The following is a 26,676-nucleotide window of genomic DNA, read 5'->3' on the forward strand; positions in this document are numbered from 1 at the left end:
TCAATCCTCGTATTTCTCCAAAAACGCCTCGGCGGGCAACGCGCGGAAATCCGGCAGCGCCGCGCGCAGTCGGGCATTGTCCCAGTCCCACCAGGCCAGAGCCATCATACGCTCGGCCACGTGTTCGGGGAACCGGCGTCGGATGGGGTGGGCAGTGACGCCGCCGACGATGGTATAAGGTGGCACGTCCTTGGTCACGATCGCCCCGGAGGCTACGATTGCCCCGTGCCCGATCGTCACCTCGGGCTTGATGATGGCCGCGTGGCCGATCCAGGTGTCATGCCCGATATGCGCCAACCGCCCGGCGCGCCGGGCGAACCAGTCCGCGTCGTCCTCGGCATCGTCCCAATAGTCGGCCGAGCGGTAGTGGAAGTGATGCAGCGACGCTTTCTCGATCGGATGGTCGGTGGCGCCGATCCGGGTGAAACTGGCGATATTGGCGAATTTCCCGATCCGTGCATTGGCGATGTCGCAGGTGCGGTCGCAATAGGTATAATCCCCAAACACCGAATTCGTCACCCGCGTTCCGGCACCGATTTCGACAAAGGCGCCAAAGCTGCTGCCGGTTATCTGGCAATCCGGGTGAATGAAAGGCTGGTCCGGTCGCAAGCGCGCCATGGTCTGCAAGTCCTCGTATACGGTTCAAGGCAACATCAGGGGCTTGGCCTGCGGGTCGCGCGGTTTGCGCGCCTTGGGCGGCCCGCCCTGGATCAACCGCCTGCGCAGCCAGCCCGAAAACCAGTCCATCAGCATGACCATCAGGATGATCAGCACGATGTAATAGGCGACTTCCTCCCAGTCTTTCTGGGTGATAATCGCCTGTGTCAGCAACAGACCGATCCCGCCCCCGGTTATCGCCCCGATCACGGTTGCGCTGCGGGTGTTGGATTCCAGGAAGTACAGGAGCTGACTGAGCAGAACCGGCGTGATCTGCGGGATCACACCGAAACGATATTTCTGCGGCGCATTGGCCCCGGTAGACTGCACGCCCTCGATCTGCTTCTGATCAACATTTTCCAGCGCCTCGGAGAAGATCTTGCCGAAGGTGCCGGTATCGGTGACCAGGATGGCCAGCGCCCCTGTTAGCGGCCCTGGCCCGAAGGCGCGTGCCAGAACCACCGTCCAGATCAACGCATCAACACCTCGCACGAAGTCAAAGATACGACGAGTGGCAAATCGGACCGTTCTAAACGGATTGAAATTTCGTGTCGCCAGAAATGCGAGGGGCAAAGCGATCATCCCTGCCCCCAATGTACCCAGAAAAGCCATCAGAAGCGTTTCAAAGATCGCCCACGCAACATCCTGATGGCGCCACATCTTGTTGGTCCAGAAATCGTCAAAGATTTCTGCGGCCTCGCCCGAAGCGGCACGCCCCATCAACTGGCTGAAAGACTGACCGTGATAGGGGCTGTCCAAAGTGAACCAGAACAGTTCCCAACCGTTGAAATACCGGAACACCTCGGCCCGGTTGCGTGTCACGGTCAGCCGACCCGCCGGCGTGGTGATCGCCAGGCGATTCTTTGACATGTTGATCCAGTCCGGCACCTCGGCAGTCGGTAAGTCGGCCTGCACTCCGGCAGACCGGCTGGGCGTTGCGCGCACGGTTCCATAACCCGGGATGTCATATTCCACGGTTTCAGGTCCAAAACGAACGATGTGGCCATCTTGCAGGTCAATCACGGTGGTTTCGCCCAAAGCGACCCATTCCGGCGCAGTGCCATCCGGGTAAGCGCCCTTGCGCTCTCCCTCGATCGCAACGGACACTTCTCCGTTTCGATTGTCCCGCGTCACATGTGTCTTGTAGCTGTAGCTGTCGGATACAAGCGTCTTGCCGTTTTCCCAGTTGGCCCGCTCGGCCAAGCCGGGCACGTCAAAGACAAAGAAAACATAGATCAGGTATAGAATGACCAGCCCCGGCAACCCGAAACTCAGCGCCCGTTTGCGCCGAAAGATGTGGTCGGTTCTGGCTTTCAAGTCGTTGATCGGCAGATCAGTGGCAAAGGTGCTCATGCTGCGGCTCCTTTGGCGGAACCGTGTGTCAGACGGTCACGCAAAACGCCGGACAGCTGATCCACGGCCACGATGGTGACGAACAGAAGCAGAAAGATGGCCGCCGCCTCGTCGTAACGCCCCTGCCCCCAGGACATGGCGTTGCGCAACTCGTACCCCAAGCCGCCTGCCCCCACGAAACCAAGAATGGCCGAGGCGCGGATGTTGATCTCGAACCGCAGAAGAGCGTAGCTGACATAGTTTGGCCCGACCTGCGGGATCACGCCCAAATACATCCGCTGCGACCAGTTGGCGCCAACCGACTGCAGCCCCTCGACCGGTTTCAGAGAGGCGTTTTCATTCACTTCGGAAAACAATTTGCCCAGGGCACCGGCAGTGTGAATGGCGATGGCAATCATTGCAGGCACTGGCCCGCCGCCAAGAACAAAGATCAGAACCAGAGCGATGACAATTTCCGGAACGGCCCGGCAAATATCAGAAATCCGCCGAAAAACGGGGATCAATGACGGCCACAGCGCCATGCCGCGGGTAGACATCAGCGCCAGAAAGGTGCCGCCCAGAGTGCCCACCAGCGTGGCCGCGGCGGCGATATTCAGTGTTTCGATCAGCGCGGGGAAGAACTCGACCAAATTCGCGGGCAATTCCCCGATCTTCTCCCAGGCCTCCGTCAGAACCTCGGCAGGGTAATCGAAAATGCGGTTCCACCCATCGGCAAAACTACCGGCGTTTCGCATGTCGGCGGTCCGGAATCCGGCCGCCATAAGTGCCACGAACAGGATCAGAAGTATCCCACCGTAGACCCGTTTTCGACGGGTCATGCTGGTGTAATCCTCCCGGATCCGGTCGAGGCCGGCGGATCCCGCGGTCAGGTCGGTCATGAAAGGCTCCGATGGGGATAATGGGGTCCGGTTTGCGGCCGGACCCCGAACAGAAGTTGCGCAGGCTTAGTTCGACTTCAGCTTGCGGGCCTCAATGATGATTTCGTAGGCCTCGTGGGTGATCGGCTCGAACGCTTTGGCTTCACCTGCGGCCACGCCATAGAAGCACTCACGGTCTTTGTCGGCCAGCCCGGCCATCAGAGCCGTCATCTTCTCTTTGACATCCGCCGGCAATGCCTTGCGCAGAACCACCGGACCTTCGGGGATCGGCTTCGATTTCCAGATTTCCACCATGTCGTTCATGTCGACCAGTCCGGCATCCACGGCGCGGCGTAGCGCGCCCGAATTGTAGCCGTCTTCCCAGTTGCCCAGACCGTCGGCCCAGGTCACGCCACCATCCACGTCACCGTTGTTCACGGCGACGATCGTCTGCTCGTGGCCACCGGTGAACTTCACCTCACCGAAGTAGTCACCCGACTCCATCGTCGCACCCGTTGCCTGAGGGATTTCGATCGAGGGGATCAGGTAGCCCGAGGTCGAGTTCGGATCACCAAAGCCAAACACCTTGCCTTTCATGTCATCAAGCGAGGTGATGCCGCTATCCTTGCGGGCGAACCCGACCGAGTAGTAGCCATACCCACCATCCACGTTCACCTTGACCAGAACCGGTTCGACCGCCTCGGGGTCGCTCAGATAGGTCTTGGCATAGGCGGAGGCGCCCAGCCAGGCCATGTCGATCGTGCCGCCCAGCAGGCCCTGGATCACGCCGTTGTAATCGGCCGGGGCGAACAGCTTGGTTTCGACACCCAGCGCGTCCTCGGTGTACTCACGCAGACATTCGTTGTTGTTCAGCCGGTCCTGCGCGTTTTCTCCGCCCAGGATGCCGATACGGAATTCGCTGATCTCCTCGGCCATGGCGGGCGCGCTCAGGGCGGTGGTCGCGACCAGGGCGGCAACTAGTTTCTTCATCTGTCTCTCTCCAGGTTGATTGGCCCACCCCATTCATCGGGCCGGGCGATAAATGAGGTGGTTTGGGCTCAGATCGTGGCCTCGGCTTCCATCAGAGCCTTCCGGGTGGCATCCAGTGTTTCGATCTCGGTCGAGGTCGCGGCCTCGGAGAAGCTGGCATCAGCGCCGTAGATCTCGCGGGCGACGCCGGTGGTCAGCTGCTCGGGCAGGCCGTCGAACACGATGCGCCCGTCGCGCATGCCGACCACGCGGTCGCAATAGCGGCGCGCGGTGTCCAACGTGTGCAGATTGGCGATCACGGTACGGCCGTCCTCTTCGTGGATGCGGCGCAGGGCCTGCATCACGACCTGCGCATTCATCGGATCCAGCGAGGCGATGGGTTCATCGGCCAGGATGATCTTGGGATCCTGCATCAGGGCGCGCGCGATAGCGACACGCTGCTGCTGCCCGCCCGACAACGCCTCGGCCCGTTTAGGGGCATGTTCGGCGATGCCAAGTCGGTCAAGAATGTCGATGGCGCGATGGATGTCTTCCATCGGGAACAGATTGAACATGGTCGCCAGCGTCGAGTGCCGGTTCAGCGTTCCGTGCAACACATTCGAGACCACATCCATGCGGGGCACAAGGTTGAATTGCTGAAAGATCATCGCGCAATCGGCCTGCCACGCACGTTTTTCGCGCCCTTTCAGCGTGGTCACGTCGCGCCCGTGAAACAGGATCTGCCCGGCGCTGGCATCGGTCAGGCGGTTGATCATACGCAGCAGGGTGGACTTGCCCGCGCCCGACCGCCCGATGACCCCGATCATGCATGGCTTGTCGACGTCCAGCGTTGCGGTGTCGACGGCGGTATTGTCGCCGAAGCGCTTGGTCAGTTTTTCGATGCGCAGCACGTGCCACCCCCAATTCGTGATGGAGGTCGTCTACAGCTGGTGCTCAAAGGTGATGTGTCGATCCGGTGAAGCTTTTGTAACGGGCTGAAAGCCGATGGCCTATGCAAGGGCTGGGCAATACCGCTCGTCCCGTCTATACGCGGGCTCAACACCTGAACCATCAGATCTGTCACATGAGGCCGCCATGAGCTTTGACCGCAAGATCAAGATCGCACCGTCGATCCTGTCCGCCGATTTCGCCAATTTCGGACAGGAAATCCAAGCTATCGAGGCCCAAGGCGCCGACTGGGTTCACGTTGATGTGATGGACGGGCATTTCGTGCCAAACCTCACCTTCGGCCCGCCGGCGGTCAAAGCGTTCCGCCCGCATGTCAAGACGGTGATGGATGTGCACCTGATGATCACGCCGGTCGACCCCTACATCCAGGCCTATGCCGATGCCGGCGCGGACTATCTGACGGCCCATGTCGAGGCTGGTCCGCACACGCACCGCACGTTGCAGGCGATCCGCGCGGCGGGCATGAAGGCAGGCGTGGCGCTGAACCCCGGCACCCCGGCCGAAGCGGTCGAACACCTGCTGGATCTGGCAGATCTGGTCTGCGTGATGACGGTGAACCCCGGCTTTGGCGGGCAGAAATTCATCGACATGACCGCAAAGGTGAGCCGCCTGCGCGAGTTGATCGGAGACCGCCCGGTGCATATCGAAATCGACGGTGGCGTCGACACCACAACCGCCCCGCTGGTCGCGGCAGCCGGCGCGGACGTTCTTGTTGCCGGTTCCGCGGTCTTCAAGGGCGGGTCGGTTGCGAACCCGGACGTCTATGGCCAGAACATACGCGCCATTCGCGCCGCAGCCGAAGGCCACGCGGTCTGACGGCGGCTCCCGCCCGTCGTCGACGTTTTTTGCAAAACGCCTCCTCCCCTTGGGCCCGGCATCGCGCATGGCGCGATGCCGGGCCCAAGGCCGCAAGCGGGATCGGCGCAGCCAATGTCGCGCGGGCGCGGGAGCGTTTTGCCGCCCCTGCTCCTAGGCCAGTTGATCCGCGAAATGCGTCAGCAGCCTGTGTTTTAGAATCTTGCCCGTAGGCGCCGCGGGCAGTGACGTGGCCAGCACGATCCGGCTGGGCCGCTTGTAGCCCGCAAGACGCTCGGCCACGAACTTCGCCAACTCTGCCTCGGACACAGCGCCGATTTCAGGCACCTGAACAAAGGCCAGCACCTGTTCGTCGCCGCCCACCCGATGCCCGATCACCGCAGACTGGATCACCTGCGGATGGTCGTTCAGCGCGGTCTCGACTTCGGGCGGATAGACGTTGAAGCCGCCGTGAATGATCAGTTCCTTGGCGCGGCCGACGACGTGCAGATTGCCCTGCACGTCGAGGCGGCCGAGGTCACCCGTGCGCAACCATCCCCGGACCAGAACCCGGCCCGTTTCCTCGCCGTTGCGATAGTACCCCTTCATCACATGCGGGCCGCGCGTCAGGATCTCGCCCACGCCATCTCCGCCGCCGGGTATGCTTTCGTCAATGTGCAGCTCGACCCCCGGCAAGGGCGGGCCGACCGAGATATCCGGATCCCCGATCCGGTTGTGCGAGGCGCAGATCCCCGCCGTGCTTTCGGTCATGCCATAGCCATTCTGCAGTGCGACGCCATAGAACGCCTCGGCCTTGCGTTTCCACGCCGGATCCAGCGGGGCAGCCCCGGACGAGGTGTAGCGCAGGGCGTCCGACGGCAGCCGCTCCAACCCCTGTTCCTTAGCATATTGCATCAGCAGCGCATGCATCTGCGGCACACCCGAAAACACCGTGACGCCCGCGTTCAACGCGGCAAAGGCGCGGTCCGCCGCGAACCGGGCATCCAGCTGGACGAAGGCCCCGGCCAGCGCCGACCCGGTGACGATCGAGGCCAGCCCGAAGATGTGCGAAATCGGTAGCACGCCATAGACCACGTCATCCTGCGTCAGCCCCCGGAAATTCGCCGAGGTCAGCCCGCCGAACCGCAGGTTTTCGTGGGTCAGCATCACACCCTTGGGCGTTCCGGTCGTGCCGGTGGTGAACAACATCGCCGCGACATCCGTCAGATCGGGGTCGGGCGCGCTCGGGTTCGGCGCGGCCAGGTGCATCTGCCCGAAGGACCCGGAAACAGGCCGGGCCCCGGCCCTTCGCGCATGATCGAGCGCCTCCGGCGACTCCTCGGACGTGAACAGGATCACCGCCGGGGTGACGTGATCCACGATGCGCACCAACTCGGCCGCGGTCTGACGGGCGTTCACCGGTACCACGCAGGCCCCGATCCGGGAACAGGCAAACAGCGCGGCCACTGCCGCACAGCAATTCTCGAGCACCAGCATGACCCGATCGCAGGGGCGCACCCCCGAGGCCAGCAGGATGCCTGACAGATCGGAAATCGCGCGGTCGAGGTCAGCAAAGCTCCAATTGGCGCCGAACCCGTCGGCGAAGGCGCGGGCCTGCGGGCGGGTCCGGATCTGGGCACCCGGATAGTCGTGCCATTTGTTCATGTCCCTTCGCCCTCCCCCGCGCCGGAACCGGTTTTTCGCTCAGCGTTTCGTGGTGCGCTTGAACACACCCGCCGCCGTTGCGATCAGGGTTCCGTCGTCGCCGTGCAACTCTCCGGTCACATAGGCCAGCGTGCGCCCGCCACCCGTTGCACGCCCGGTGGCCGTCACGCGCCCCTGACGCACCGCCGCCACATAGCTTGTGTTCAGTGACAGGGTCAGAACCAACGGATGTTCGTCCCGGTCGAACCAGGCCGAGGCGGTGTTGCCGCAAGCCACGTCCAGCAGCATGGCGATGATGCCGCCATGCAGGATGCCCTGGCTGTTCAGATGATCCGCCCGGATGGTCAAATGGCACCGGGCCCGGCCGTCGGGCTCGGACAGATCCACCTCGAACCCGATCGCGTTCTGACAGCCCGACCGCCGGACCTTTGGGTCGTCTTCAGGCCGCGCCGAGTGCAATGAACCGCTCCAAATGATAATCCGCGTCGCCGAACCTGTGATCCGACATGACGATCCGCTTGGCAATATGCGCCAGCTCATATTCCTGCGTCATGGCGATGCCGCCATGCATCTGGATCGTTTCCTCGGCCACCAACCGGCCCACCCGCGACACCAGGTTGCGGGCCGCGGCGATCTGCCGGTCGCGATCGGGCGCTTCAAGGTGACCGGCCGCGTTGATCACCGCCGAGCGCGCCTGCTCCAGCTCGACCAGCATATCCGCGAACCGGTGCTGCAGGGCCTGAAAGGTCCCGATCGGACGGCCGAACTGCTTGCGCGTCATCAGGTATTGCCGTGTCAGTTCCACCGCGCTTTCCATCGCACCCAGCACCTCGGCGACCAGCGCGACATTGGCTGCGGCCACAACGTTCATCAGCGGCTCGAACCCCTGCCCCGCCGCGCCCAGACGCGCGGTTTCCGGCAGGCGCACATCGTCCAGAGTGACCTCGGCCGCGCGGCCCCCGGCCAGCATCGGATACCCGCGCAAGCCCAGACCCGGCGTGCCAGCAGGCACCAGAAACAGCGAAATGCCGTCCAGATCGAACGGCCCGCCCGTTTCGCGCGCGGAAACGATCAACTGCCCGGCGACCTCGGCATTCACGACCACAGCCTTGCGTCCGTTCAGGATCAAGTCCGTGCCGTCGGTCCGCACGGTGGTCTCGACCCGGCTCAGGTCATACCGGCTGGCAGGCTCCCCATGCGCCAGCGCCAGATGCAGCGCGCCCGAGACCACCTGATCCAGCAGCGCCCGCTGATCGGGGCTGCCCACCTGCGCGATCAGCCGACCGCCCAGAATGCAGCTGTCCAGAACCGGCTCGACCACCCCGGCCCGGCCCAGTTCCTCGAACACGGTGGCGATGTCAAAGCCCGCCCCGCCGAACCCGCCATCCGCTTCGTCGAACAGCGCGCCCAGAACGCCCAGATCGGCCAGTTCGCGCCAGATGTCGGCGCTGAACCCCGCCGGGCTGTCCAGAATGTCGTTGCGCACCAGAGTCGTATATCTGTCGGCCAGATAGCGCCGCAGCGTGTCCTGCAGCATCTGCCGTTCTTCGGTCAGGTTGAAATCCATCTCAGCCCCCCATCTTGACCTTGGCGATGATCCCGCGCTGGATCTCGTTCGACCCGCCGAAGATCGACAGTTTCCGGTTGTTGAAATACTGGGCGGCGACCGGCGCGGCATAGTCCGGCCCGATCGGGTCGTTGTCGCCTGCCACCGCCTCGGAGGCGAAAGGCATCGCATAAGGCCCCACCGCGCGGCGGGCCAGGTCGTTGATCTCCTGCCGGATGATCGTTCCCTTGACCTTCAGCATCGAGCTTTCGACCCCCGGTGCCTGTCCGGCCGCAGCCTGGCTGATGATGCGCATGTTGGTGGTGGCCATGGCCATCAGGTCGATCTCGACCCGCGCCAGCCGAGCGGCGAAATGCGGGTTCTCGATCAGGGGGCGGCCATTCGCGGTTTCGATCCGGGCAATCCGTTTGACCATGTCCAGCCCCGCCTGGCTGAAGCCGACACCGGCAATGTTGGTGCGTTCATGCGTCAGCAGATACTTGGCATAGGTCCAGCCCTTGTTCTCTTCGCCCACCAGGTTTTCGACCGGAACACGCACATCGTCAAAGAACACCTCGTTGACCTCGGGCGTGCCGTCCAGCAGGACGATGGGGCGCACCTCGATCCCCGGCGTGTTCATGTCGATCAGCAGGAACGAGATCCCCTCCTGCGCCTTGGCCTCGGGGTCGGTGCGCACCAGGCAGAAGATCCAGTTGGCGTATTGCGCCAGCGTGGTCCAGGTCTTCTGGCCATTGACGACATAGTGGTCGTCGTCGCGCACCGCGCGGGTCTTCAGCGAGGCCAGGTCCGACCCGGCACCCGGCTCGGAATAGCCCTGGCACCACCAATGTTCACCATTGAGGATGCGCGGCAGGAAATACTCCTGCTGCGCCTTCGAGCCGAATTTCTGCAGCACCGGGCCCAGCATCGACAGGCCAAACGGCACGATACGCGGCGCATAGGCGGCGGCGCATTCCTCCTCGAATATATGGCGCTGAACCGCGTTCCACTCGGCGCCGCCAAACTCCTTCGGCCAGTTGAAATTCAACCAGTCGCGCTCGTTCAGCGTGGCGTGCCACCACTCATACCCTTCCTTGCCGATGTTCCGGCCAGCCCGGATCTTGTCCGAGATCTCCTTGGGCAGCTTTTCGGCCAGAAAGGCTCGAACCTCGTCGCGAAAGGCCTTCTCCTCGTCCGTATAATTCAAGTCCACAGCCGCCCTCCTCCTCGACGCGATCGGAACTTTGCCTGCTCGGCCCCCAGGGCCGGGCTGCGCCGGGCCGGCCCGCGATGAGCTGGCCCGGCGCCTCTTTCTTCAATATATCTCGAACAGACCGGCCGCGCCCATGCCGCCGCCGATGCACATGGTCACGACACCCAGCTTGGCCCCGCGCCGCCGCCCTTCGCGCAGCAGATGGCCGACCATCCGCGCGCCGGTCATGCCGAACGGATGCCCGATGGCGATCGATCCGCCGTTCACGTTGCATTTCTCGTCATCGATTCCCAAACGGTTTCGGCAGTACAGCGCTTGCGAGGCGAAGGCTTCGTTCAGCTCCCACAGGTCGATGTCCTCGATGCTCAGACCATGCCGTTCCAGCAGGCGTGGCACCGCAAAGACCGGGCCGATGCCCATCTCGTCGGGCTCGCACCCCGCCACGCAGAACCCCTTGAACGCACCCAAGGGCTCCAGCCCACGGCGCTCGGCCTCGGCGCTGTCCATCACGACCACGGCGGCCGCGCCGTCCGACAGCTGACTGGCATTGCCGGCGGTGATGTAGTTTCCGGGGCCGCGCACCGGCTCGAGTGAGGCAAGGCCTTCCAGCGTCGTGTTCGGGCGGTTGCATTCATCCCGGTCCACGGTGACCTGCCGGTGCGAGACCTCGCCCGTCTCTTTGTCCTTGATCGCCATGGTGGTCTGCATCGGCACGATCTCGTCGTCGAACTTGCCCGCCGCCTGCGCCGCCGCGATGCGCTGCTGCGACCGCAGGCCGTAGGCGTCCTGTTCTTCGCGACTGATGCCATAGCGCTCGGCCACGATGTCGGCGGTCTCGATCATCGTCATGTAGATCGCGGGCTTGTGCTCCTGAATCCACGCCTCGGGCACCGGGCGGGTTTTCGGCTGAACCAGCGAGATGCTCTCGACCCCACCGGCCACGATTGGCCCAGCGCCGCCCTCGGTGATGGCCTGCGCCGCCAGCGCCACGGTCTGCAGCCCCGACGAGCAGAACCGGTTCACGGTCATGCCCGAAACGCTGACCGGCAGCCCGGCCCGGATGGCGATCTGGCGGGCGATATTGCTGCCGGTCTCGCCTTCGGGGAAACCGCAGCCGATGATGCAATCTTCGATCTCGGCGCCATCCAGCCCCGACCGCGCGACCGCGGCCTGAACCGCGTGGCCGCCCATCGTGGCGCCGTGGGTCATGTTGAACGAGCCCCGGAACGACTTGGCCAGCCCGGTGCGCGCGGCGGATACGATTACGGCTTGTTTCATCACTCGGCGTCCTTGTTCAGATCATCAAAGCTGCGGCCCTCGGCCACCAGTTTTTCCAGCAGCGGCGCGGGCTGCCAGAAATAGTCATCCTCGGCCGACCAGGCGCGGATGTCGTCCAGAATTCCCGGCAGGCCCTGCAAATCGGCCCATTTCAGCGGCCCGCCGCGATAGCGCGGGAAGCCATAGCCATAGAGCAGCACCACATCCACGTCCAAGGGGCGGCGGGCGATGCCCTCGCCCACCACCTTGGCGGCCTCGTTGACCATCGAGACCATATATCGCCGCACGATCTCGTCATCCGTGAACGTGCGCGGGGTGATGCCCTGCGCCGCGCGGTCGGCCGCGATCAGGTCCAGAACCTCGGGGTTCGGCGTGCCGCCGCGCTTGCCTCTTTCATAGACATAGAAGCCCTTGCCGGTCTTCTGCCCGAAATGCCCGGCCTCGCAGAGTTTGTCGGCATAGCTGCTGTCGCGGGCGCGCGGGTCCAGCCCCTCGGCGCGTTTGCGTTTGCGTACCGCCCAGCCGATATCCAGCCCGGCCAGATCGGACACCGCGAACGGCCCCATGGCAAAGCCGAAATCGGTCAGCGCCTTGTCGATCTGGAACGGGCTTGCCCCGTCCAGAACCATGTGGTCGGCGCAGGTGCGATAGGTACTGAGGATCCGGTTGCCGATGAACCCGTCGCACACCCCTGCGCGCACCGAGACCTTCTTCAGCCGATGCCCCAGCGCAAAGCCGGTTGCGACCACCTCGGGCGCGGTCTTGTCGGCCACCACGATCTCAAGCAGCTTCATCACATGCGCGGGCGAGAAGAAATGCAGCCCGATCACGTCCTGCGGCCGCGTGGTGGTGGCGGCGATCTCGTTCACGTCCAGATACGAGGTGTTGGTCGCCAGAACCGCCCCGGGCTTGCAGACCGCGTCCAGCTGAGAAAAGACCTGCTTCTTGACGTCCATATCCTCGAACACGGCCTCGATCACCAGATCGACGGCGCTCAGCGCGTCATACCCAGTGGCAAGCTGCAATTGGTCCGACAGGATCGCGTCGTGCTGCTGCTGGCTGATCTTCCCGCGCTTCAGGGCCCCTGCCAGGTTTCCGGCGATCCGTTCCTTGGCCGCATGGGCGGCCTCCTGCGTCATCTCTAGCAAGGTCACGGGCAGACCTGCCAACAAGGCGGCGGTGGCGATCCCCGCGCCCATCGTGCCGCCGCCGATGACCCCGATCTGATGCACCGGACGCGGCTCGACACCTTTCAGTTCGGGCAGTTTTCCCACGGCGCGTTCGGCAAAGAAGGCGTGGATCAGGCCCTTGCGCTGATCCGATTCCATCAACTGCATGAACAGTTCCCGCTCGCGCGCCATGCCCTCGGCAAAGCTGGGCGCCTCGCAGGCGGCTTGCACGGCACGCACGGCAACGGCGGGGGACAACTGGCCGCGGCCCTTCTTCAGAACAGCCTCGTAGACCGCATCGAAATCGACGGGGTCCGGCGCAGGCATCTCTCCGACCGCGCGGCGGGGCGCACCCGAGTCAAGCAGCTCCTGCGCATAGGCCAGCCCGATCTCGCGCGGGTCGCCATCCTGCACCTTGTCGATCACGCCCAGCTTCAGCGCCTCGTCGGCGCGGACATGGCGACCGGTTGTGATCATGTCCAGCGCGGCCTCCACCCCGGCCACGCGCGGCAGACGCTGGGTGCCCCCGGCACCGGGCAGGATGCCCAGATTGACCTCGGGCAGGCCGACCTTGGCCGAGGGAACCGCGATGCGGTAGTGGCTGGACAGCGCAACCTCGAGCCCGCCGCCGAGCGCCGTGCCGTGCAGCGCCGAAACCACCAGCAGGGGCGAGGCCTCGATCCGGTCGCACAGGCCGGGCAACCACGGTTCCTGCGGGGGTTTGCCGAACTCGCGGATATCGGCCCCCGCGAAATAGGTCCGGCCCTTGCCGTAGATCAGCACCGCCTTTGCGCGCTCGGCCTCGGCCCGTTCGATTCCGGCCAGCAGGCCCCGGCGCACATCCACGCCAAGCGCATTGACCGGCGGGTTGTTCGCCGCCAGCACCGCGATATCGCCAATCCGTTCGTATTCCACCGCCTCGGACATCAGACTTGGTCTCCTCTTGCCAACCCCAGCTTGTTCCGCATTGCGGAACAATATTCCGCTACAGATTGAACCCGTCCGCGCGCGGGTTCAACCCCTTATACCCGACTGCGCCGCCGGGCCGCATTTGTTGCCGGCGAGCAGGCCCCAAACAACTTGTGAACCGGATCGCGGAAAACCGTGCTAGGCTTTGCCCACCCGGCCAATGAATTCGGCCCGGAACGAAAACAGATTGCAGAACAGGGAGTTTTGAAATGTGTGACGTTTGCGTAATGAACGCGGTGAAAGACCGGATGCTGTCGCGTCGATCCTTTTTCAAGGCTGGCGCAGCGATGGCGGCAGGCACGGCGCTTGGGACGGTGGCTGCCCCACCAGCGCTTGCGGCCGGCCATGGCGAGGTGCTGGACATGACCCATGTCTACGATGCCGATTTCCCCACCTATTTCGGCCAGCCGGGGATCGAGGCGACACAGGCCTTCAATTTCAAGGAACATGGCTTCAACCTGTTCAACCTGGCCGTCAACGAACACACCGGCACGCATGTTGATGCCCCGCTGCATTTCTCGGCGGATGGGCAGTCGGTGGACGAAATCCCGGTGTCGAACCTCGTTTGCCCTCTGTGCGTGGTGGACATTGCCGCCCGCGCGGCCGAGGACCCGGATGCGCAGGTGACCCCCGACGATCTGAAGGCGTGGATCGCGGCGAATGGCGACATCCCCGATGGCGCCTGCGTCGCCATGCATTCGGGATGGGCCGCCAAGACCGCCACGCCCGAATTCCGCAACGTCGACGGGGACGGCATGATGCATTTCCCCGGCTTCCACGTCGAAGCGGCGCAGATGCTGATCGAAGGAACCGGCGCGGTTGCTCTGGCCGTCGACACGCTGTCGCTGGACCACGGGCCATCGGCCGATTTCGTGACGCACTACGCGTGGCTGCCCACCAACCGTTACGGCATCGAGAACCTGGCCAATCTCGACAAGGTGCCCGCCAGCGGAGCGACGCTGGTGGTCGGCGCGCCGGCCCATCGTGGCGGGTCGGGCGGCCCGGCGCGCATCTTTGCGATGGTCTGAGCATGGCAACGGTTCGCCTGTTGACGGACGAAGAGGTCAGCGCCGAGGCGCTGGCCGTCTTCGATGACATCCGCGCCACCCGCAACACCGATTACGTCAACAATTTCTGGCGCGCTCTGGCCCATGACCCGGCACTGCTGAAAACGACGTGGGAGCGGCTGAAGACCGTCATGGCCCCCGGCGCGCTGGACCCGCTTGTGAAAGAGATGCTGTATGTGGCGGTTTCGGTCGCCAACAATTGCGAATACTGCGTGCACTCCCATTCCGCCGCGGCCCGCTCCAAGGGCATGACCGATCAGATGCAGGCCGAACTGCTGGCGGTGATCGCGATGGCCAGCCAGACCAACGCCCTGGCCACCGCTTTGCAGGTGCCGGTGGACGACCAGTTCAAGGTCTGAGGCGGCGCCTGTCGGGCCAGACTTGCACCAGATGCACAGCGGCTATTCCCTCAAGTGTCTAGCTGCACTGCAGCATCAGGTCTAAATCTCTTTGGTCACATACAGACCAGAGAGGCTCCGCTCATGGCACAGACAAGCACGCACCGCCCGGCAATCCTGAACCTGTTCTCGGTCGTCGCCGATGTGTTCAGCGGCATCTATGATGCTTTGATCCGCATGGGCGAAGCAAATGCCAAGGTCATCAAGATCAAGCAACTCAGCGAGTTGACCGACGAAGAACTGGCTGCGCGTGGCCTCAAGCGCGAAGACATCGTTCGCCTGGTGATGGCGGGCGTCTACTAAGACACGCCCGCGCCCTGCATTTCGGCCACGGCCTGCGCGGCCTTGGTATAGGTGGCTTCGCACAGGTCAAAGTCCGCCTCGGTCAGCGCCAGGGACGGATAGGTCTTGCCCGGCGACTTGAACATCCCGTTCTGCATCAGAACCGTATTGAACAGGGTTGCTCTGGCCGTGTCCGCGCAGACCACATCGCGATAATCCCGCACCTTTCCTTCCGTGAACACGATTTCGAACAGGGTCGGATCGCCGACGACGCGATGGGCGACCCCCTGCTTGTTCAGCGCGGCCGAAGCCATGTCCATCAGACGCTGACCATTGGCGCGCAGCCGGTCGTACTGACCGGGACGGCGCAGCACCTCCATCGTCTTGAGCCCGGCCACCGCGGCCACCGGATTGCCCGACAGAGTCCCCAACTGCATCAGCCATTTCTCCGCCCCAACGGCGGATTTGTCAAAATGGGCCATGATCTCGGCCCGCCCGGCGATTGCGGCGAGCGGAAAACCGCCGCCGATGATCTTGCCCAGCGTGGCGATGTCCGGGGTCACGCCATACAGCTCCTGCGCGCCGCCATAGGCGAAACGAAACCCGGTCACCACCTCGTCGAAGATCAGCACGATGCCGTACTTGTCGGCCTCGTCCCGCAGAAGCTGCAAGAAGCCGGGTTCGGGCGGGATGATGCGTTGCAAGGGCTCGACGATGATGCCCGCGACCTGGTTGCCGTGCTCGGCCAGCAGCGAGCGGATGTAGTCCGGGTCGTTGAACGGCGCGATCAGCATTTCGGCCTGAACGCTGGCCGGTATGCCCGCGCTGTCGGGAACCGCCTGCGGGAAGTTCACCATCCGTGACGGGGCCAGGCTCATCTGCGCCTCTGCGCTCATGCCGTGATAACCGCCTTCGAACTTCACGATCTTGTCGCGGCCGGTAAAGGCGCGGGCCAGCCGGATCGCGTACATGTCAGCCTCACCGCCGGACGAGACATAGCGGATCTGATCGGCGCAGGGCACGGCGGCGCAGATTTCCTCGGCCAGTTCGACTGCGCGCGCGTTGTTGGCGAAGAACGTCATGCCCTTGGGCATCTGTTCGGCGACAGCCTCCAACACCTCGGGGTGGCCGTGGCCCAGCAGCATCGGCCCCGAGCCGATCAGCAGGTCGACATATTCCATCCCGTCTTCGTCCCAGACGCGGCTGCCCCGGCCCTCGCGGATGAAGACCGACGGGTCGAAATTGCCAAAGCCACCGCCGGGCAGCACCGCGCGGGCGCGTTGACCCCAATCGGATTGGCTGAGATGTCGCGGCATGGTCGCCTCCCTAATCCAGTATCACGTCCGGCGCGCCCAGGAATTCGCGGTCTGGCGCGATGCCCAGGCCGATCCCGTCGGGCGGCGCGATCCGGCCGCCCTTGCGGGTCGGGCCATCCGGCGCCAGCCGCGGCGCGACATAGCCCGACAGGTCGCACACGTTCATCAGGCGCGCCGGTTCAGTTGCTGCGCCCAGATGCAACAGGGCGGCGGTGGTGATGTCAGATCCCCAGGTGTCTTCGACGCACATCTTCGCCCCCAGATGCAGGCACAAATCACGCGCACGGCGCGCAGCCGACAGCCCACCGAATTTCGACAGCTTCACCGCGACCGCATCCATGCAGCCCAGCGCATGCGCAGCCATCAGGCTGGCGGTGTCGTGTGCGCCCTCGTCCAGCTTCATTGGCAGGCCGGTGGCGGCGCGCACGCGGGCGCAATCCTCGATCGTGGCACAGGGTTGTTCCAGCATCACATCCAGATCCGCGACCGCCCGCCCCACCCGGCTGGCATCCAGAGACGTAGCGCCGCAGTTCCAATCGCCATAGACCAGCGGCCCGTCTCCCACCGCCTCGCGCACCAGACGCAGGCGCTCGACATCAGCCTGCCAATCGGCATCCGCGCCCAGCTTGACCTGGAACTGGGTGATGCATTGCGCCTGCGCCTCGCGGGCGATGCGGGCCATCTCGGCCGGGGCGATGCAGGTTATCGAGTGATAGAGCGGCATCGTTCGCGCCCGCCGACCACCCAGCAGCGCGTGCAGTGGCAGCCCTGCCACCTGCCCCGTCAGATCCCACAGCGCGATGTCGATCGCCGATTTGGCATAGACATGCCCCGGCAGGTGCCGGTCCAGCCGTGCCATCAACGCCTCGGGTCCGATCGGGTCGGCGCCCAGCAGAACCGGGGCCATGTCCTGAACCGCCGGGGCCACGCCGCGCGCATAGGCGGGCAGGTAATGCGGAATCGGGCAGACCTCGCCCCAGCCGGTCAGATCGTCATCGGTGTCCAGCGCCAGAACCACCGTTTCAACCGTGTCGCAGGCCTTGCCGTCAGCCATGTAATAGGCCTGATGGCTGGTCAGCGGCACATGCCAGAGCGAAATGCGGGTGATGCGGGTCATTGGTACACGGCCTTTGGTTCCCCCAGTGCATCTTCATCCGGGGCTACGCCGAGGCCGGGGGCCTGGGGCAGTTCAAGGTGGCCCTGACGGTTGCGCGGGCCGCGCCCGCCCGCGAGGTCCAGCGTCAGCATGTCCTGACAGGCCCAGACGCCCAAGCGGTTGTGGTCGGGGATGGTGGCGGCCAGATGCAGCGCCTCGGTATCGGCCAGAACCGAGCCGCCGGTGGCCATCACATACATGTCGATGCCATGCGCCAGCGCGATGTCCCGCATCCGCGAAGCCTTGGTCAGGCCGCCGACACGGTTGAGCTTGATCCCAAAGACCTCGGCCAGCCCGTCGCGGGCAATGCGTGTGGCGTCCTGCAGGGTGACCAGGCTTTCATCCACGCTGACCGGCGCGGAATGCAGGGCCCGGATGGCGGCGATGTCGTCCAGCGTCTCGCCGGGTTGTTCGAACATCACGCCCAGATCCTCGGTGGCCTTCATCACCCGCAGCGCCTGCTGCCGCGTCCAGGCGCGGTTGACGTCATAGAGGATGCGTTCTCCCGCAGGGCGGTGCGCCTCGACATCGCGGATGCGTTCTATGTCGCGATCCACGTCGCCGCCCACTTTGACCGAATGCACCCAATAGCCGCGGCCGCGATAGCGATCCATCACCGCGCGGGTTTCCTCGACGGTCTTGGCCCCGACCGAGGACGCGATCGGCGCAGGGCTGCGTGACCCGCCACCCATCAGATCGGCAATCGGCAGCCCGGTCGCCTGCCCGGCGATGTCCCAGCAGGCCATGTCAATCGGCGATTTGGCGTAAAGGTGCCCGGGCAGCGCGTGGTCCATCGCCCGCTCGACCTCCAGAACCCGGCGCGGGTCCAGCCCGAGGACGAAGGGCGCCATGGTCTCGATACCCGCCCGGATGCCCGGCCCATGCGCGGGCACATAGGTGTGGCCCCACGGCGTGCCCTCTCCCCAGCCGGTCAGCCCGGCATCGGTTTCGATCTTGACGAAAGTGGCATCCAGCACCTCGAATTTCAGACGTCCGCCGGACAGCCAATAGGGGTGTTCAAGCGGCAGATCGACTTGAAAGACCGAGATGCGGGTGATCTTCATGCGGCGTCCATCCTGGGCAGGTCGTTCAATCCCTCGCCCCGCCACAGTACGAATGTCAGGATCGGCTGATCCCCCGTGGACATGGCATGGCTTTGCCAACTGGCGTGCAACCGCGTGCCCTCAGCGCCAACAAAGGCCCGATCTCCTTCAACCTTGAAGACCGCGCCACCCGCCAGCGTCATGTAAAGCTCCTCGGCCTGATGGCTGTGCCAGTCATAGTCCAGCCCGGCGCCCCAATAGGCGACATAGCCCCGCAGCTGGGTCGAATGGAAATGACCGGTTGGCCCGAACAGCTCGAAATACCCGTACCGATTGCGGAAATCGGCACCGACCTCTGCCTCGGTATAGGTGCGTTTCCAGTGGGCAAGATGCGCCGCCGACCGGATCGCCTGAACCAAGCCCGTTGTCCGGGGTGATCCGGGTTGATCCAGCGCCTGCACCAGCGGCGTGGCGGGAATCGCCCGCGGTTGCAAACCGGTCGCGGTCAGGTCGGTGGGCCAAGTGCCGAATTCGGACAGCGCCGGCAGGGTCTGATGCAGGTGCCGCGCGGCTTCGAGAACGTTTTCAAGGGTCATGGGATCACCACGATGTTGCCGGTATGATGCTTGTCGATGAAGGCCTGCTGGGCCTCTCGCAGCTCAGTCAACGGGTAAGTGGCGGCCAAAGCTGGCTTGATTTGCCCATTTTCTATGTATTTCACGACATCAAAGAAATTCTGCGGCGTGTTCACGGTCGATCCGGTGAAGGTCAGATCGCGCAGATAGAAGGTGCGCAGGTCGAACTGCACGATCGGACCGGCAATCGCGCCCGAACAGGTATAGCGCCCGCCACGCTCCAGCATGTCGATCAGTTTGGGCCACATCTCTCCGCCCACGACGTCGGCGACGACGGTGATCCGTTCGCCTTTCAGCTCGGCCCGCAGGTTCCTGGGGTTGCGCGGCAGAATGCGATCCGGGCCCAGTTTGGCGACCTCGGGGTGTTTGGCCTCGCTGGCCATGGCGATCACGCGTGCGCCGCGCAGCTTGGACAACTGGATCAGCGCCCCGCCCACACCGCCCGAGGCGCCGGGGATCAGAACCGTGTCGCCCTCGCCGACCTGCGCCCTGTCCAACATGCCCTCGGCCGTCACATAGGAACAACTGAAGGTCGCCAGTTCGGTATCGCTCAGGTCGGAGTCGATCGCAGCCACGCCGTGGATGTCGGCCTTGGTGTATTCGGCAAAGCCGCCGTCACATTCCGAGCCGAAATATCCCGCCTTGTCGCGGTTCATCGGCTCGGACCAGTCGCGCAGCCAGCCCGCCACGATCACCCGCCGGCCGATGATCGCGGGATCGGCCCCCTCTCCCACGGCCACGACTGTTCCGACCGCGTCCGCGCCCTGAATGCGCGGGAAGGTCAGGGGCGCGCCGCCCCAGGTGCTGTCGTCGTCATCCAACTCGGAATAGGCGCCGCCGGTGGTGGCCTCGTCCACCGCCTTGGAATACCAGCCGGTGCGGGTGTTCACATCCGTGTTGTTCAGCCCGCAGGCGCCCACCTTGATCAACACCTCCATCGGGCCGGGTGTGGGGGTGGGCCAGTCCTCATGCCATTCGTATTTGTCCAGATCGCCATGCCCGGTCAGGACCATGGCCTTCATCGTCTTCGGGATCATTCCGCAGCCTCCATCGCGGTATCGGTTCGGGGCAGAACACTGTGCGGGTCATAGGCGGGCGCGCCCAGGATCCGCCCGCGACGCGGCACGCCCGCAATCACCACCTGCACTTCGGTTCCCGGCACATTGGCCTGCGGTTTGACATAGGCAAAGGCAAGGATCTTGCCGACCGTATGCCCGTAGGCCACCGAGGCGGTGGAGCCCACGACCTTGCCGTCCAGCAGGACCGCCTCGCCGCCATGCCCATCGTTCTGGCCATCTGGTTCGATCTCCAGATAGGCGCAGACCCAGCGCAGATCGGGGTTCAGGGTCCGGTCCTTGCCCAGGTATTCCTTGTCGGTGCGGGCAAAGCGCAGCACGTCGGCCTCGGCCAGGGTGACCTCGTTGGTCAACTCGCCTGCGCCCTTGAAGGCCTTCTCCATCCGCAGCGCGTTCATCGCGAACGACCCGTAATCGGCGATGCCGTGCGGTGCGCCTGCGGCCCAGAGCGTATCGTAGACGGCCAAGGCGCAGTCACGCGGCATGTGCAGTTCCCATCCCAATTCACCGGCATAGGACATGCGGAACGCCCAGAGCCGGTGACCCGCCACGTCTATTTCCTGCGCAGTCAGCCATTTGAAACCGGCATTGCTCAGGTCGGCATCCGTGCAGGCGGCCAAAACCTCGCGCGCCCGGGGGCCATTGAGGCTGAGCGCGGCCCAGTCATCGGATCGCAGGATGATTTCGACGTTTTCTTCGTCGCGATGCTGGGTCAGGTGGTCCAGCAGGCGCTGCTCGAAGAAGGCGGCACAGACGAGGTAGTACCGGTCCTCGGCCAGTTTCACGACCGTGGTCTCCAGCTCGATCCGACCACGGCGGTTCAGCATGTGGGTCAGCGCGATGCTGCCCACCTTTTGCGGCAGGCGGTTGGCAACCAGCCGGTCCAGCAGGGCCCGGGCATCCGGGCCGCTGATTTCGACCTTGGTGAAGGCCGAGATATCCATGATGCCGACCGCCTCGCGCACGGCCCTGCATTCGGTGGCCACCATGTCATGCACCACATTGCGGCGGAAGGAATAATGGTCGCGCTGTTCAACGCCGTCCTTTGCGAACCAGCGGGGGCGTTCATGGCCATAAACCTCTTCGAACACGGCCCCCTTTGCTTTCAGCCGGCCATACAGGGGGGACGGCTTGACCGGCCGCCCGGCAAGGCGGTTGAAATGCGGAAACGGAATTTCGTGGCGCAGCTTGTAATCCTCATGCGCCTTGGTGACCTGCCAGTCTTTGGTGGCATAGGCCCCGAACCGGCGCGGATCATAGTCGCGCATCGAAATGTCGGCCGCCCCATGCACCATCCACCGCGCCAGTTCGCGCGTCAGGCCCGGGCCCCAGCCGATGCCGATCTGCGTGCCGCAGCAGCACCAATAGTTTCGCACCCCCGGCGCCGGACCGATCAGCGGATTGCCGTCGGGCGGGTGCGAGATCGCCCCGTGAACCTCGCGCTGGATGCCCAGATCGGCGAAAATCGGCATCCGGTTCAGGCTTTCTTCAAGCCACGGCATGACCCGGTCGTAATCGGCGTCGAACAGCCAGTTTTCATAGTCCCACGGGCAATGGTCATGCCAGACCGAGTTCGAATTCTCCTTTTCGTAGATCCCGATCAGCCCGCGCTTCTGCTCCATGCGGATATAGCCCGAGACCTTGCGGTCATCGCGGATCACAGGCAACTCGTGATCGAGGTCCTGGAACTGTGGCACCGGTTCGGTCACGAAATAGTGGTGGGTCATCGAGGTCATCGGCAGTTGTAGGCCAGACCATTCGCCCATCTGCCGGGCATAGGTGCCGCCCGCATTTACCACGTGTTCGCAGCGGATCGTGCCCCGTTCGGTCTCGACCACCCATTCGCCATTGGCCGCCTGGGTGATGTTGGTGGCCCTGCAGCGGCGAATGATCCGCGCGCCCAGCTGACGCGCCCCCGCCGCCATGGCCATGGTCACGTTCGTCGGGTCCACATGCCCGTCATCCGGCGTATGCAGCGCGCCCAGAACCCCGTCGAGGTTGTAGAACGGGTGCAGTTCGGCTACGCGGTCGGGGCCGACCAGCTCGATGTTGAAGCCCAGCGACCGGCCCACCGACAGGGTATGGCGCAACCAGTCCACCTCATCTTCGGTATAGGCCAGCCGGAACGAGCCGCATCCATGCCATGTCACCGCCTGCCCGGTCTCGGCCTCGAGCGCACCGGAATAGAGCCCGATGTTGTAGTCCACGCATTTGCCCAGACCAAAGGAACTGGTCGAATGGGTGATCTGCCCGGCCGCATGCCAGGTGCTGCCGCTGGTCAGCTCGGCCTTTTCCAGCAGAACGACATCCGTCCAGCCCTCGTGCGCCAGGTGGTAGGCCAGACCGACGCCCATGACACCTCCGCCCACGATCACCACGCGGGCCTGTGACGGCAGTTCCTTCCCGGACATGATTTTTCCTCTCACCGAGTCGCATTTCTTCTCGACAAGCTAAAGCCACATTTGTACCATCGTCAATCATGAATGACACAAATGTATCAAACACCGTTCTTGACCGGCTGACCCGTGAATGGGACGCCCTGACGCCCGAGGCGCAGAAGGCCGCCCGCTATGTGTTGGAGAACCCCGCGGATGTTGGCGTTTCGACCGTGCGCGAAATCGCCGAGGCCGCAAACGTGAAACCCAACACCTTCGTCCGCATGGCGCGGCAGGTGGGGTTCGAGGGCTACGAGGATTTCCGCGCGCCATTCCGCGACGCCATCCGCCGAGGCACCGTGTCGTTCCCCGACCGGGCCCGCTGGCTGCAGGAGATCGGCAAATCCGGCGAGCTGGGCGGGCTCTATGCCGACATGGTCGGGGCAGCGATCCGAAACATCGAAGAAACCTTCGCCGGGATCGACGCCGCCCGATTGCAGGCCGCGGCCGAGGCGATCTGGACATCGCGGCAGGTGTTCACGCTGGGCGTCGGCGTCAACAACGCGAACGCGCGCAACTTCACCTATCTGGCCTCGACCGGGATGAAGCAGTTCCACGCCATCCCCCGCCCCGGCTCGACCCCGGTGGACGATCTCGCCTGGGCCGATGAACAGGACGTGCTGATCGCGATGACCTGTCACCCCTACCGGACCGAGGTGATCGAGGCGGTGAAGCTGGCCCGCGAACAGGGCATGACCGTGGTGGGCATTTCCGACAGCCCCGCCAGCCCGGTCATTCTGAACGCGCAACATGGGTTTGTCGTCGCCGCCGATACGCCCCAGTTCTTTCCGTCATCGGTTTCGACCATCGCGCTGCTTGAGACGCTTCTGTCTTTCGTGGTCGCCCTGTCCAGCGATGAAATCGTCGAGCGTGTGGAGCGGTTTCACCGCCGCCGGCACCAACTTGGCCTCTATGCGGAGGAACCAGAATGACCGCACCGCTGACCCGATCGCTGGAGGCCCGCTATTACACCGACCCGGCAATATTCGAGCAGGAGAAGCAGGGACTTCTGGCCCGCACCTGGCAATTTGCCGGCCATGTGGCGCAGGTGCGCGAGCCGGGCGACTACTTCGCCTTTGAAATCGCAGGCCAGAACCTGTTCTGCATCCGCGGGCGCGATGGTGAAATCCGCACCTTCTACAACGTCTGCCAGCACCGCGCGCATGAGGTGGTGACCGGGGCCGGCAACACCCGCGTCGTCGTCTGCCCCTATCACGCATGGACTTACGAACTCACCGGGCACCTGCGCGCCGGGCCGAACATCAAATCGGTTCCGGGCTTCGACCGCAGCGCGATCTGTCTGACCCCGGTGCGGACCGAGCTGTTCAACGGCTTCATTTTCGTCAACCTCGACGATGACGCCGCCCCGATGGACGACTGGTACCCCGGCGTGCGCGCGGAAATCCGCGCCTTTGTCCCGCTGATCGACGATCTTGAGCCGCTGGAATGGGTCGAGATTCCCGAAAACTGCAACTGGAAGGTCAGTATTGAGAACTACTCGGAATGCTATCACTGCCCGACCAATCACCCGACCTTTGCCACAGGTGTGGTCAAACCCGAAACCTATGACATTCAACCCGACGCAGGCGGCGGATACGTTCTGCGCCATACGACCGAGTGTCAGAGCCTCGACAAGATGACCTATCCCATCGACCTGTCTGTGCCCCATGCGGGTGACTATCAGTCGTGGTTTCTGTGGCCGATGTTCTCGTTCCAGTGCTATCCCGGCAATGTGCTGAACACCTATCACTGGCGCGCGCAGGATGCCGATCACTGCACCGTCTGGCGCGGCTGGTACACCGAGGGCGGATCCGAAAGCGCGGTGATCCGCCAACTGGCGGTGCAGGACCGGGAAACCACGGTCGAAGAAGACATCCGGCTGGTTGAAAGCGTGCATCGCGGCCTGAAATCGCGCGGCTATCGCCCCGGCCCGCTGGTGTTGGACCCGGCTTGCGGCGTAATGTCGGAACATTCGATCGCCCGCTTGCAGCAATGGATGCGCGAGGCGGTGGATACAGATGCAAGCGGAGTGGACGATGGCCGACATCTTTGACGAAGACCTGTTTCTGAAGGGACTGGCGCAGCGCAAGGCGACGCTGGGCGACGAATACGTGGAAAAGAACCTGGCCGCGGCGGATGATTTCACCCGCCCATTTCAGGAGGCCATGACAGCCTGGTGCTGGGGCTTCGGTTGGGGGGACGAGGTGATCGACCCCAAGACCCGCTCGATGATGAACCTGTCGATGATCGGCGCCCTGGGCAAGATGCACGAGTGGGAGATCCACTGTCGCGGAGCCCTGAACAACGGCGTCAGCAAGGAGGAGATTCGGGCGATCATCCATGTCGTCGGCATCTATTGCGGCGTCCCGCAGGCGCTGGAGTGCTTTCGCGTGGCGCGCAAGGTTCTGACCGAAGCCGGTCAGCTTTAGTCGGTTCCTGCCCCGAAGATCGAGATCGCCCGCCCCCGTGCGGGTTTTCTCATGTCGGCACAAATACGTTACCGAATTTCGATTTGGTGCACGATTGCGTTACATTTTCCTTGCCGCGAATCGCTTCCGGGCGTATTACCCGACCAAGCGGTCACTTATTGACCCGGACGCAAGACACGAGGTTCCGACGCATGGACGCTTTCATCTGCGACGCACAGCGCACCCCGATCGGACGCTATGGCGGGGCCCTGTCCCAGGTTCGCACCGACGATCTGGCCGCGATCCCGCTGGCTGCGCTGAAAGAGCGGAACCCGCAGGTGGACTGGTCCAGCCTGGATGACGTGATCCTGGGCGATTCCAACCAGGCCGGCGAAAGCAACCGGAACGTGGCGCGCATGGCCGCCCTGCTGGCCGGTTTCCCGGTTCAGGTGCCCGGCACCACGATCAACCGCCTGTGCGCCAGCGGCATGGATGCGGTCGGCATGGCCGCTCGGGCCATCAAGGCGGGCGATTATGACATGGCGATTGCCGGTGGCGTCGAAAGCATGTCGCGCGCGCCCTTCGTGATGCCCAAGGCCACCAGCGCCTTTTCCCGCGCAAACGCGGTCTATGACACCACGATCGGCTGGCGTTTCGTGAACCCGAAAATGCAGCAGATGTACGGCACGGATTCGATGCCGCAGACCGCCGACAACGTGGCCGAGGACTATGACATCAGCCGCGCAGATCAGGATGCCTTTGCCGCGCGCAGCCAGGCCCGCTGGGCGGCCGCGCATCAAGCCGGCGTTTTTGCCGAGGAAATCACCCCCGTCACCATCCCCCAACGCAAGGGCGACCCGCTGGTGGTGGACACCGACGAACATCCCCGCCCCGGCACCACGGCCGAAAAGCTGGCGGGGCTGAAGGGCGTCAACGGGCCGGACAAGACGGTGACGGCGGGCAATGCCTCGGGTGTCAATGACGGCGCCGCGGCCATTCTGCTGGCCAACGAGGCCGCCGCGCAGAAGAACGGTCTGACCCCGATGGCCCGTGTCGTGGGCATGGCGGTTGCCGGGGTCGAACCCCGTGTCATGGGGATCGGCCCGGTCCCGGCCACCCGCAAGGTGCTGGCCCGCACGGGGCTGAGCATCGAGCAGATGGATGTGATAGAATTGAACGAGGCCTTCGCCGCCCAGGGTCTGGCCACCCTGCGTGAACTTGGCGTGGCTGATGACGCACCCCATGTGAATCCTAATGGCGGCGCCATCGCCATCGGCCATCCGCTGGGCATGTCCGGCGCGCGGCTGGTCATGACGGCGGCCTATCAGCTGCGCCGCACCGGCGGGCGCTATGCCCTATGCACCATGTGCGTGGGCGTGGGCCAGGGCGCCGCGCTAATTCTCGAACGCGTGTAAGGGAG

The 26,676-nt window shown here is 64.2% G+C and carries 25 protein-coding genes; 8 read left to right on the plus strand and 17 right to left on the minus strand.

Annotated features, from left to right (window positions below):
- The 5 genes from ACR0LD_RS09945 to phnC all read right to left on the minus strand — a co-directional run bounded on the left by ACR0LD_RS09945 (nucleotide 1) and on the right by phnC (nucleotide 4,747).
- A complete protein-coding gene (locus ACR0LD_RS09945; protein WP_170357039.1) occupies nucleotides 1-618 on the minus strand; it encodes an LbetaH domain-containing protein in 618 nt (205 codons plus the stop codon).
- A gap of 24 nt (nucleotides 619-642) precedes the next feature.
- Complete coding sequence (gene phnE, locus ACR0LD_RS09950) at nucleotides 643-2,010, minus strand: phosphonate ABC transporter, permease protein PhnE (RefSeq protein WP_480636697.1); 1,368 nt, start codon at nucleotides 2,008-2,010, stop codon at nucleotides 643-645.
- Nucleotides 2,007-2,888, minus strand: coding sequence for a phosphonate ABC transporter, permease protein PhnE (gene phnE / locus ACR0LD_RS09955; protein WP_170357037.1), 882 nt, complete (start codon nucleotides 2,886-2,888; stop codon nucleotides 2,007-2,009). Before phnE (ACR0LD_RS09955) ends, phnE (ACR0LD_RS09950) begins: the two co-directional genes overlap by 4 nt.
- Nucleotides 2,889-2,954: 66 nt before the next feature.
- Entirely contained in the window at nucleotides 2,955-3,857 is a 903-nt protein-coding gene (gene phnD, locus ACR0LD_RS09960; protein WP_170339782.1) for a phosphonate ABC transporter substrate-binding protein, read from the minus strand.
- Between the two features lie 68 nt (nucleotides 3,858-3,925).
- On the minus strand, nucleotides 3,926-4,747 hold the full coding sequence (gene phnC / locus ACR0LD_RS09965; protein ID WP_170357035.1) for a phosphonate ABC transporter ATP-binding protein: 822 nt from the start codon (nucleotides 4,745-4,747) through the stop codon (nucleotides 3,926-3,928).
- 184 nt (nucleotides 4,748-4,931) lie between these two features.
- Between phnC and rpe the strand changes: the two genes are divergently transcribed.
- Nucleotides 4,932-5,621: a ribulose-phosphate 3-epimerase gene (rpe, locus tag ACR0LD_RS09970; RefSeq protein WP_170365258.1), complete on the plus strand. Its 690-nt coding sequence runs from the start codon at nucleotides 4,932-4,934 to the stop codon at nucleotides 5,619-5,621.
- A gap of 153 nt (nucleotides 5,622-5,774) precedes the next feature.
- Here the strand turns inward: rpe and ACR0LD_RS09975 are convergent, their stop codons facing one another.
- The 6 genes from ACR0LD_RS09975 to ACR0LD_RS10000 form a co-directional block, all read right to left on the minus strand.
- Entirely contained in the window at nucleotides 5,775-7,265 is a 1,491-nt protein-coding gene (locus ACR0LD_RS09975; RefSeq protein ID WP_480636700.1) for a class I adenylate-forming enzyme family protein, read from the minus strand.
- Between the two features lie 39 nt (nucleotides 7,266-7,304).
- Nucleotides 7,305-7,724, minus strand: coding sequence for a PaaI family thioesterase (locus ACR0LD_RS09980; protein ID WP_480636702.1), 420 nt, complete (start codon nucleotides 7,722-7,724; stop codon nucleotides 7,305-7,307).
- Complete coding sequence (locus ACR0LD_RS09985) at nucleotides 7,705-8,832, minus strand: acyl-CoA dehydrogenase family protein (protein ID WP_480636703.1); 1,128 nt, start codon at nucleotides 8,830-8,832, stop codon at nucleotides 7,705-7,707. The genes ACR0LD_RS09980 and ACR0LD_RS09985 overlap by 20 nt, the downstream gene beginning before the upstream one ends.
- Before the next feature lies 1 nt (nucleotide 8,833).
- Nucleotides 8,834-10,024: an acyl-CoA dehydrogenase family protein gene (locus tag ACR0LD_RS09990; RefSeq protein ID WP_480636705.1), complete on the minus strand. Its 1,191-nt coding sequence runs from the start codon at nucleotides 10,022-10,024 to the stop codon at nucleotides 8,834-8,836.
- Between the two features lie 102 nt (nucleotides 10,025-10,126).
- On the minus strand, nucleotides 10,127-11,302 hold the full coding sequence (locus ACR0LD_RS09995; protein ID WP_480636707.1) for an acetyl-CoA C-acyltransferase: 1,176 nt from the start codon (nucleotides 11,300-11,302) through the stop codon (nucleotides 10,127-10,129).
- Entirely contained in the window at nucleotides 11,302-13,398 is a 2,097-nt protein-coding gene (locus ACR0LD_RS10000; protein WP_480636709.1) for a 3-hydroxyacyl-CoA dehydrogenase NAD-binding domain-containing protein, read from the minus strand. The genes ACR0LD_RS09995 and ACR0LD_RS10000 overlap by 1 nt, the downstream gene beginning before the upstream one ends.
- Before the next feature lie 251 nt (nucleotides 13,399-13,649).
- Here ACR0LD_RS10000 and ACR0LD_RS10005 point away from each other — a divergent pair, with 251 nt between their 5' ends.
- From ACR0LD_RS10005 to ACR0LD_RS10015, 3 genes are all read left to right on the plus strand, one after another.
- Nucleotides 13,650-14,468 carry a cyclase family protein gene (locus ACR0LD_RS10005; protein ID WP_170365241.1) on the plus strand — a complete coding sequence of 273 codons (819 nt, stop codon included), beginning with the start codon at nucleotides 13,650-13,652 and terminating at the stop codon, nucleotides 14,466-14,468.
- A gap of 2 nt (nucleotides 14,469-14,470) precedes the next feature.
- Nucleotides 14,471-14,866 carry a carboxymuconolactone decarboxylase family protein gene (locus tag ACR0LD_RS10010; RefSeq protein WP_170357026.1) on the plus strand — a complete coding sequence of 132 codons (396 nt, stop codon included), beginning with the start codon at nucleotides 14,471-14,473 and terminating at the stop codon, nucleotides 14,864-14,866.
- 123 nt (nucleotides 14,867-14,989) lie between these two features.
- A complete protein-coding gene (locus ACR0LD_RS10015; protein ID WP_480636712.1) occupies nucleotides 14,990-15,208 on the plus strand; it encodes a DUF1127 domain-containing protein in 219 nt (72 codons plus the stop codon).
- Here ACR0LD_RS10015 and ACR0LD_RS10020 read toward each other — a convergent pair.
- The 6 genes from ACR0LD_RS10020 to ACR0LD_RS10045 are packed head-to-tail and all read right to left on the minus strand — an operon-like array spanning nucleotide 15,205 to nucleotide 22,824.
- The gene (locus ACR0LD_RS10020; protein ID WP_480636714.1) at nucleotides 15,205-16,503 is read right to left on the minus strand and encodes an aspartate aminotransferase family protein; all 1,299 of its coding nucleotides are present in this window, start codon (nucleotides 16,501-16,503) and stop codon (nucleotides 15,205-15,207) included. The genes ACR0LD_RS10015 and ACR0LD_RS10020 overlap by 4 nt on opposite strands.
- A gap of 10 nt (nucleotides 16,504-16,513) precedes the next feature.
- Nucleotides 16,514-17,620, minus strand: a complete 1,107-nt coding sequence (locus tag ACR0LD_RS10025; RefSeq protein ID WP_480636716.1) for a mandelate racemase/muconate lactonizing enzyme family protein — start codon at nucleotides 17,618-17,620, stop codon at nucleotides 16,514-16,516.
- Nucleotides 17,617-18,723 carry a mandelate racemase/muconate lactonizing enzyme family protein gene (locus ACR0LD_RS10030; protein ID WP_480636718.1) on the minus strand — a complete coding sequence of 369 codons (1,107 nt, stop codon included), beginning with the start codon at nucleotides 18,721-18,723 and terminating at the stop codon, nucleotides 17,617-17,619. The genes ACR0LD_RS10025 and ACR0LD_RS10030 overlap by 4 nt, the downstream gene beginning before the upstream one ends.
- The gene (locus tag ACR0LD_RS10035) at nucleotides 18,720-19,298 is read right to left on the minus strand and encodes a dimethylsulfonioproprionate lyase family protein (protein ID WP_480636720.1); all 579 of its coding nucleotides are present in this window, start codon (nucleotides 19,296-19,298) and stop codon (nucleotides 18,720-18,722) included. Before ACR0LD_RS10035 ends, ACR0LD_RS10030 begins: the two co-directional genes overlap by 4 nt.
- Entirely contained in the window at nucleotides 19,295-20,374 is a 1,080-nt protein-coding gene (locus ACR0LD_RS10040; RefSeq protein ID WP_480636722.1) for an alcohol dehydrogenase family protein, read from the minus strand. Before ACR0LD_RS10040 ends, ACR0LD_RS10035 begins: the two co-directional genes overlap by 4 nt.
- Nucleotides 20,371-22,824 (minus strand): FAD-dependent oxidoreductase, encoded by a 2,454-nt coding sequence (locus ACR0LD_RS10045; protein WP_480636724.1) that lies wholly within the window; start codon nucleotides 22,822-22,824, stop codon nucleotides 20,371-20,373. Before ACR0LD_RS10045 ends, ACR0LD_RS10040 begins: the two co-directional genes overlap by 4 nt.
- Nucleotides 22,825-22,892: 68 nt before the next feature.
- Here ACR0LD_RS10045 and ACR0LD_RS10050 point away from each other — a divergent pair, with 68 nt between their 5' ends.
- The 4 genes from ACR0LD_RS10050 to pcaF all read left to right on the plus strand — a co-directional run bounded on the left by ACR0LD_RS10050 (nucleotide 22,893) and on the right by pcaF (nucleotide 26,671).
- Nucleotides 22,893-23,780: a MurR/RpiR family transcriptional regulator gene (locus tag ACR0LD_RS10050; RefSeq protein ID WP_480636726.1), complete on the plus strand. Its 888-nt coding sequence runs from the start codon at nucleotides 22,893-22,895 to the stop codon at nucleotides 23,778-23,780.
- A complete protein-coding gene (locus tag ACR0LD_RS10055) occupies nucleotides 23,777-24,901 on the plus strand; it encodes an aromatic ring-hydroxylating oxygenase subunit alpha (protein ID WP_480632586.1) in 1,125 nt (374 codons plus the stop codon). The genes ACR0LD_RS10050 and ACR0LD_RS10055 overlap by 4 nt, the downstream gene beginning before the upstream one ends.
- Nucleotides 24,885-25,277 carry a carboxymuconolactone decarboxylase family protein gene (locus ACR0LD_RS10060; RefSeq protein ID WP_170357019.1) on the plus strand — a complete coding sequence of 131 codons (393 nt, stop codon included), beginning with the start codon at nucleotides 24,885-24,887 and terminating at the stop codon, nucleotides 25,275-25,277. The genes ACR0LD_RS10055 and ACR0LD_RS10060 overlap by 17 nt, the downstream gene beginning before the upstream one ends.
- 191 nt (nucleotides 25,278-25,468) lie before the next feature.
- The gene (pcaF, locus tag ACR0LD_RS10065) at nucleotides 25,469-26,671 is read left to right on the plus strand and encodes a 3-oxoadipyl-CoA thiolase (RefSeq protein ID WP_480636728.1); all 1,203 of its coding nucleotides are present in this window, start codon (nucleotides 25,469-25,471) and stop codon (nucleotides 26,669-26,671) included.
- Nucleotides 26,672-26,676: the final 5 nt, after the last annotated feature.

Source organism: Ruegeria sp. BF8, assembly GCF_056538625.1.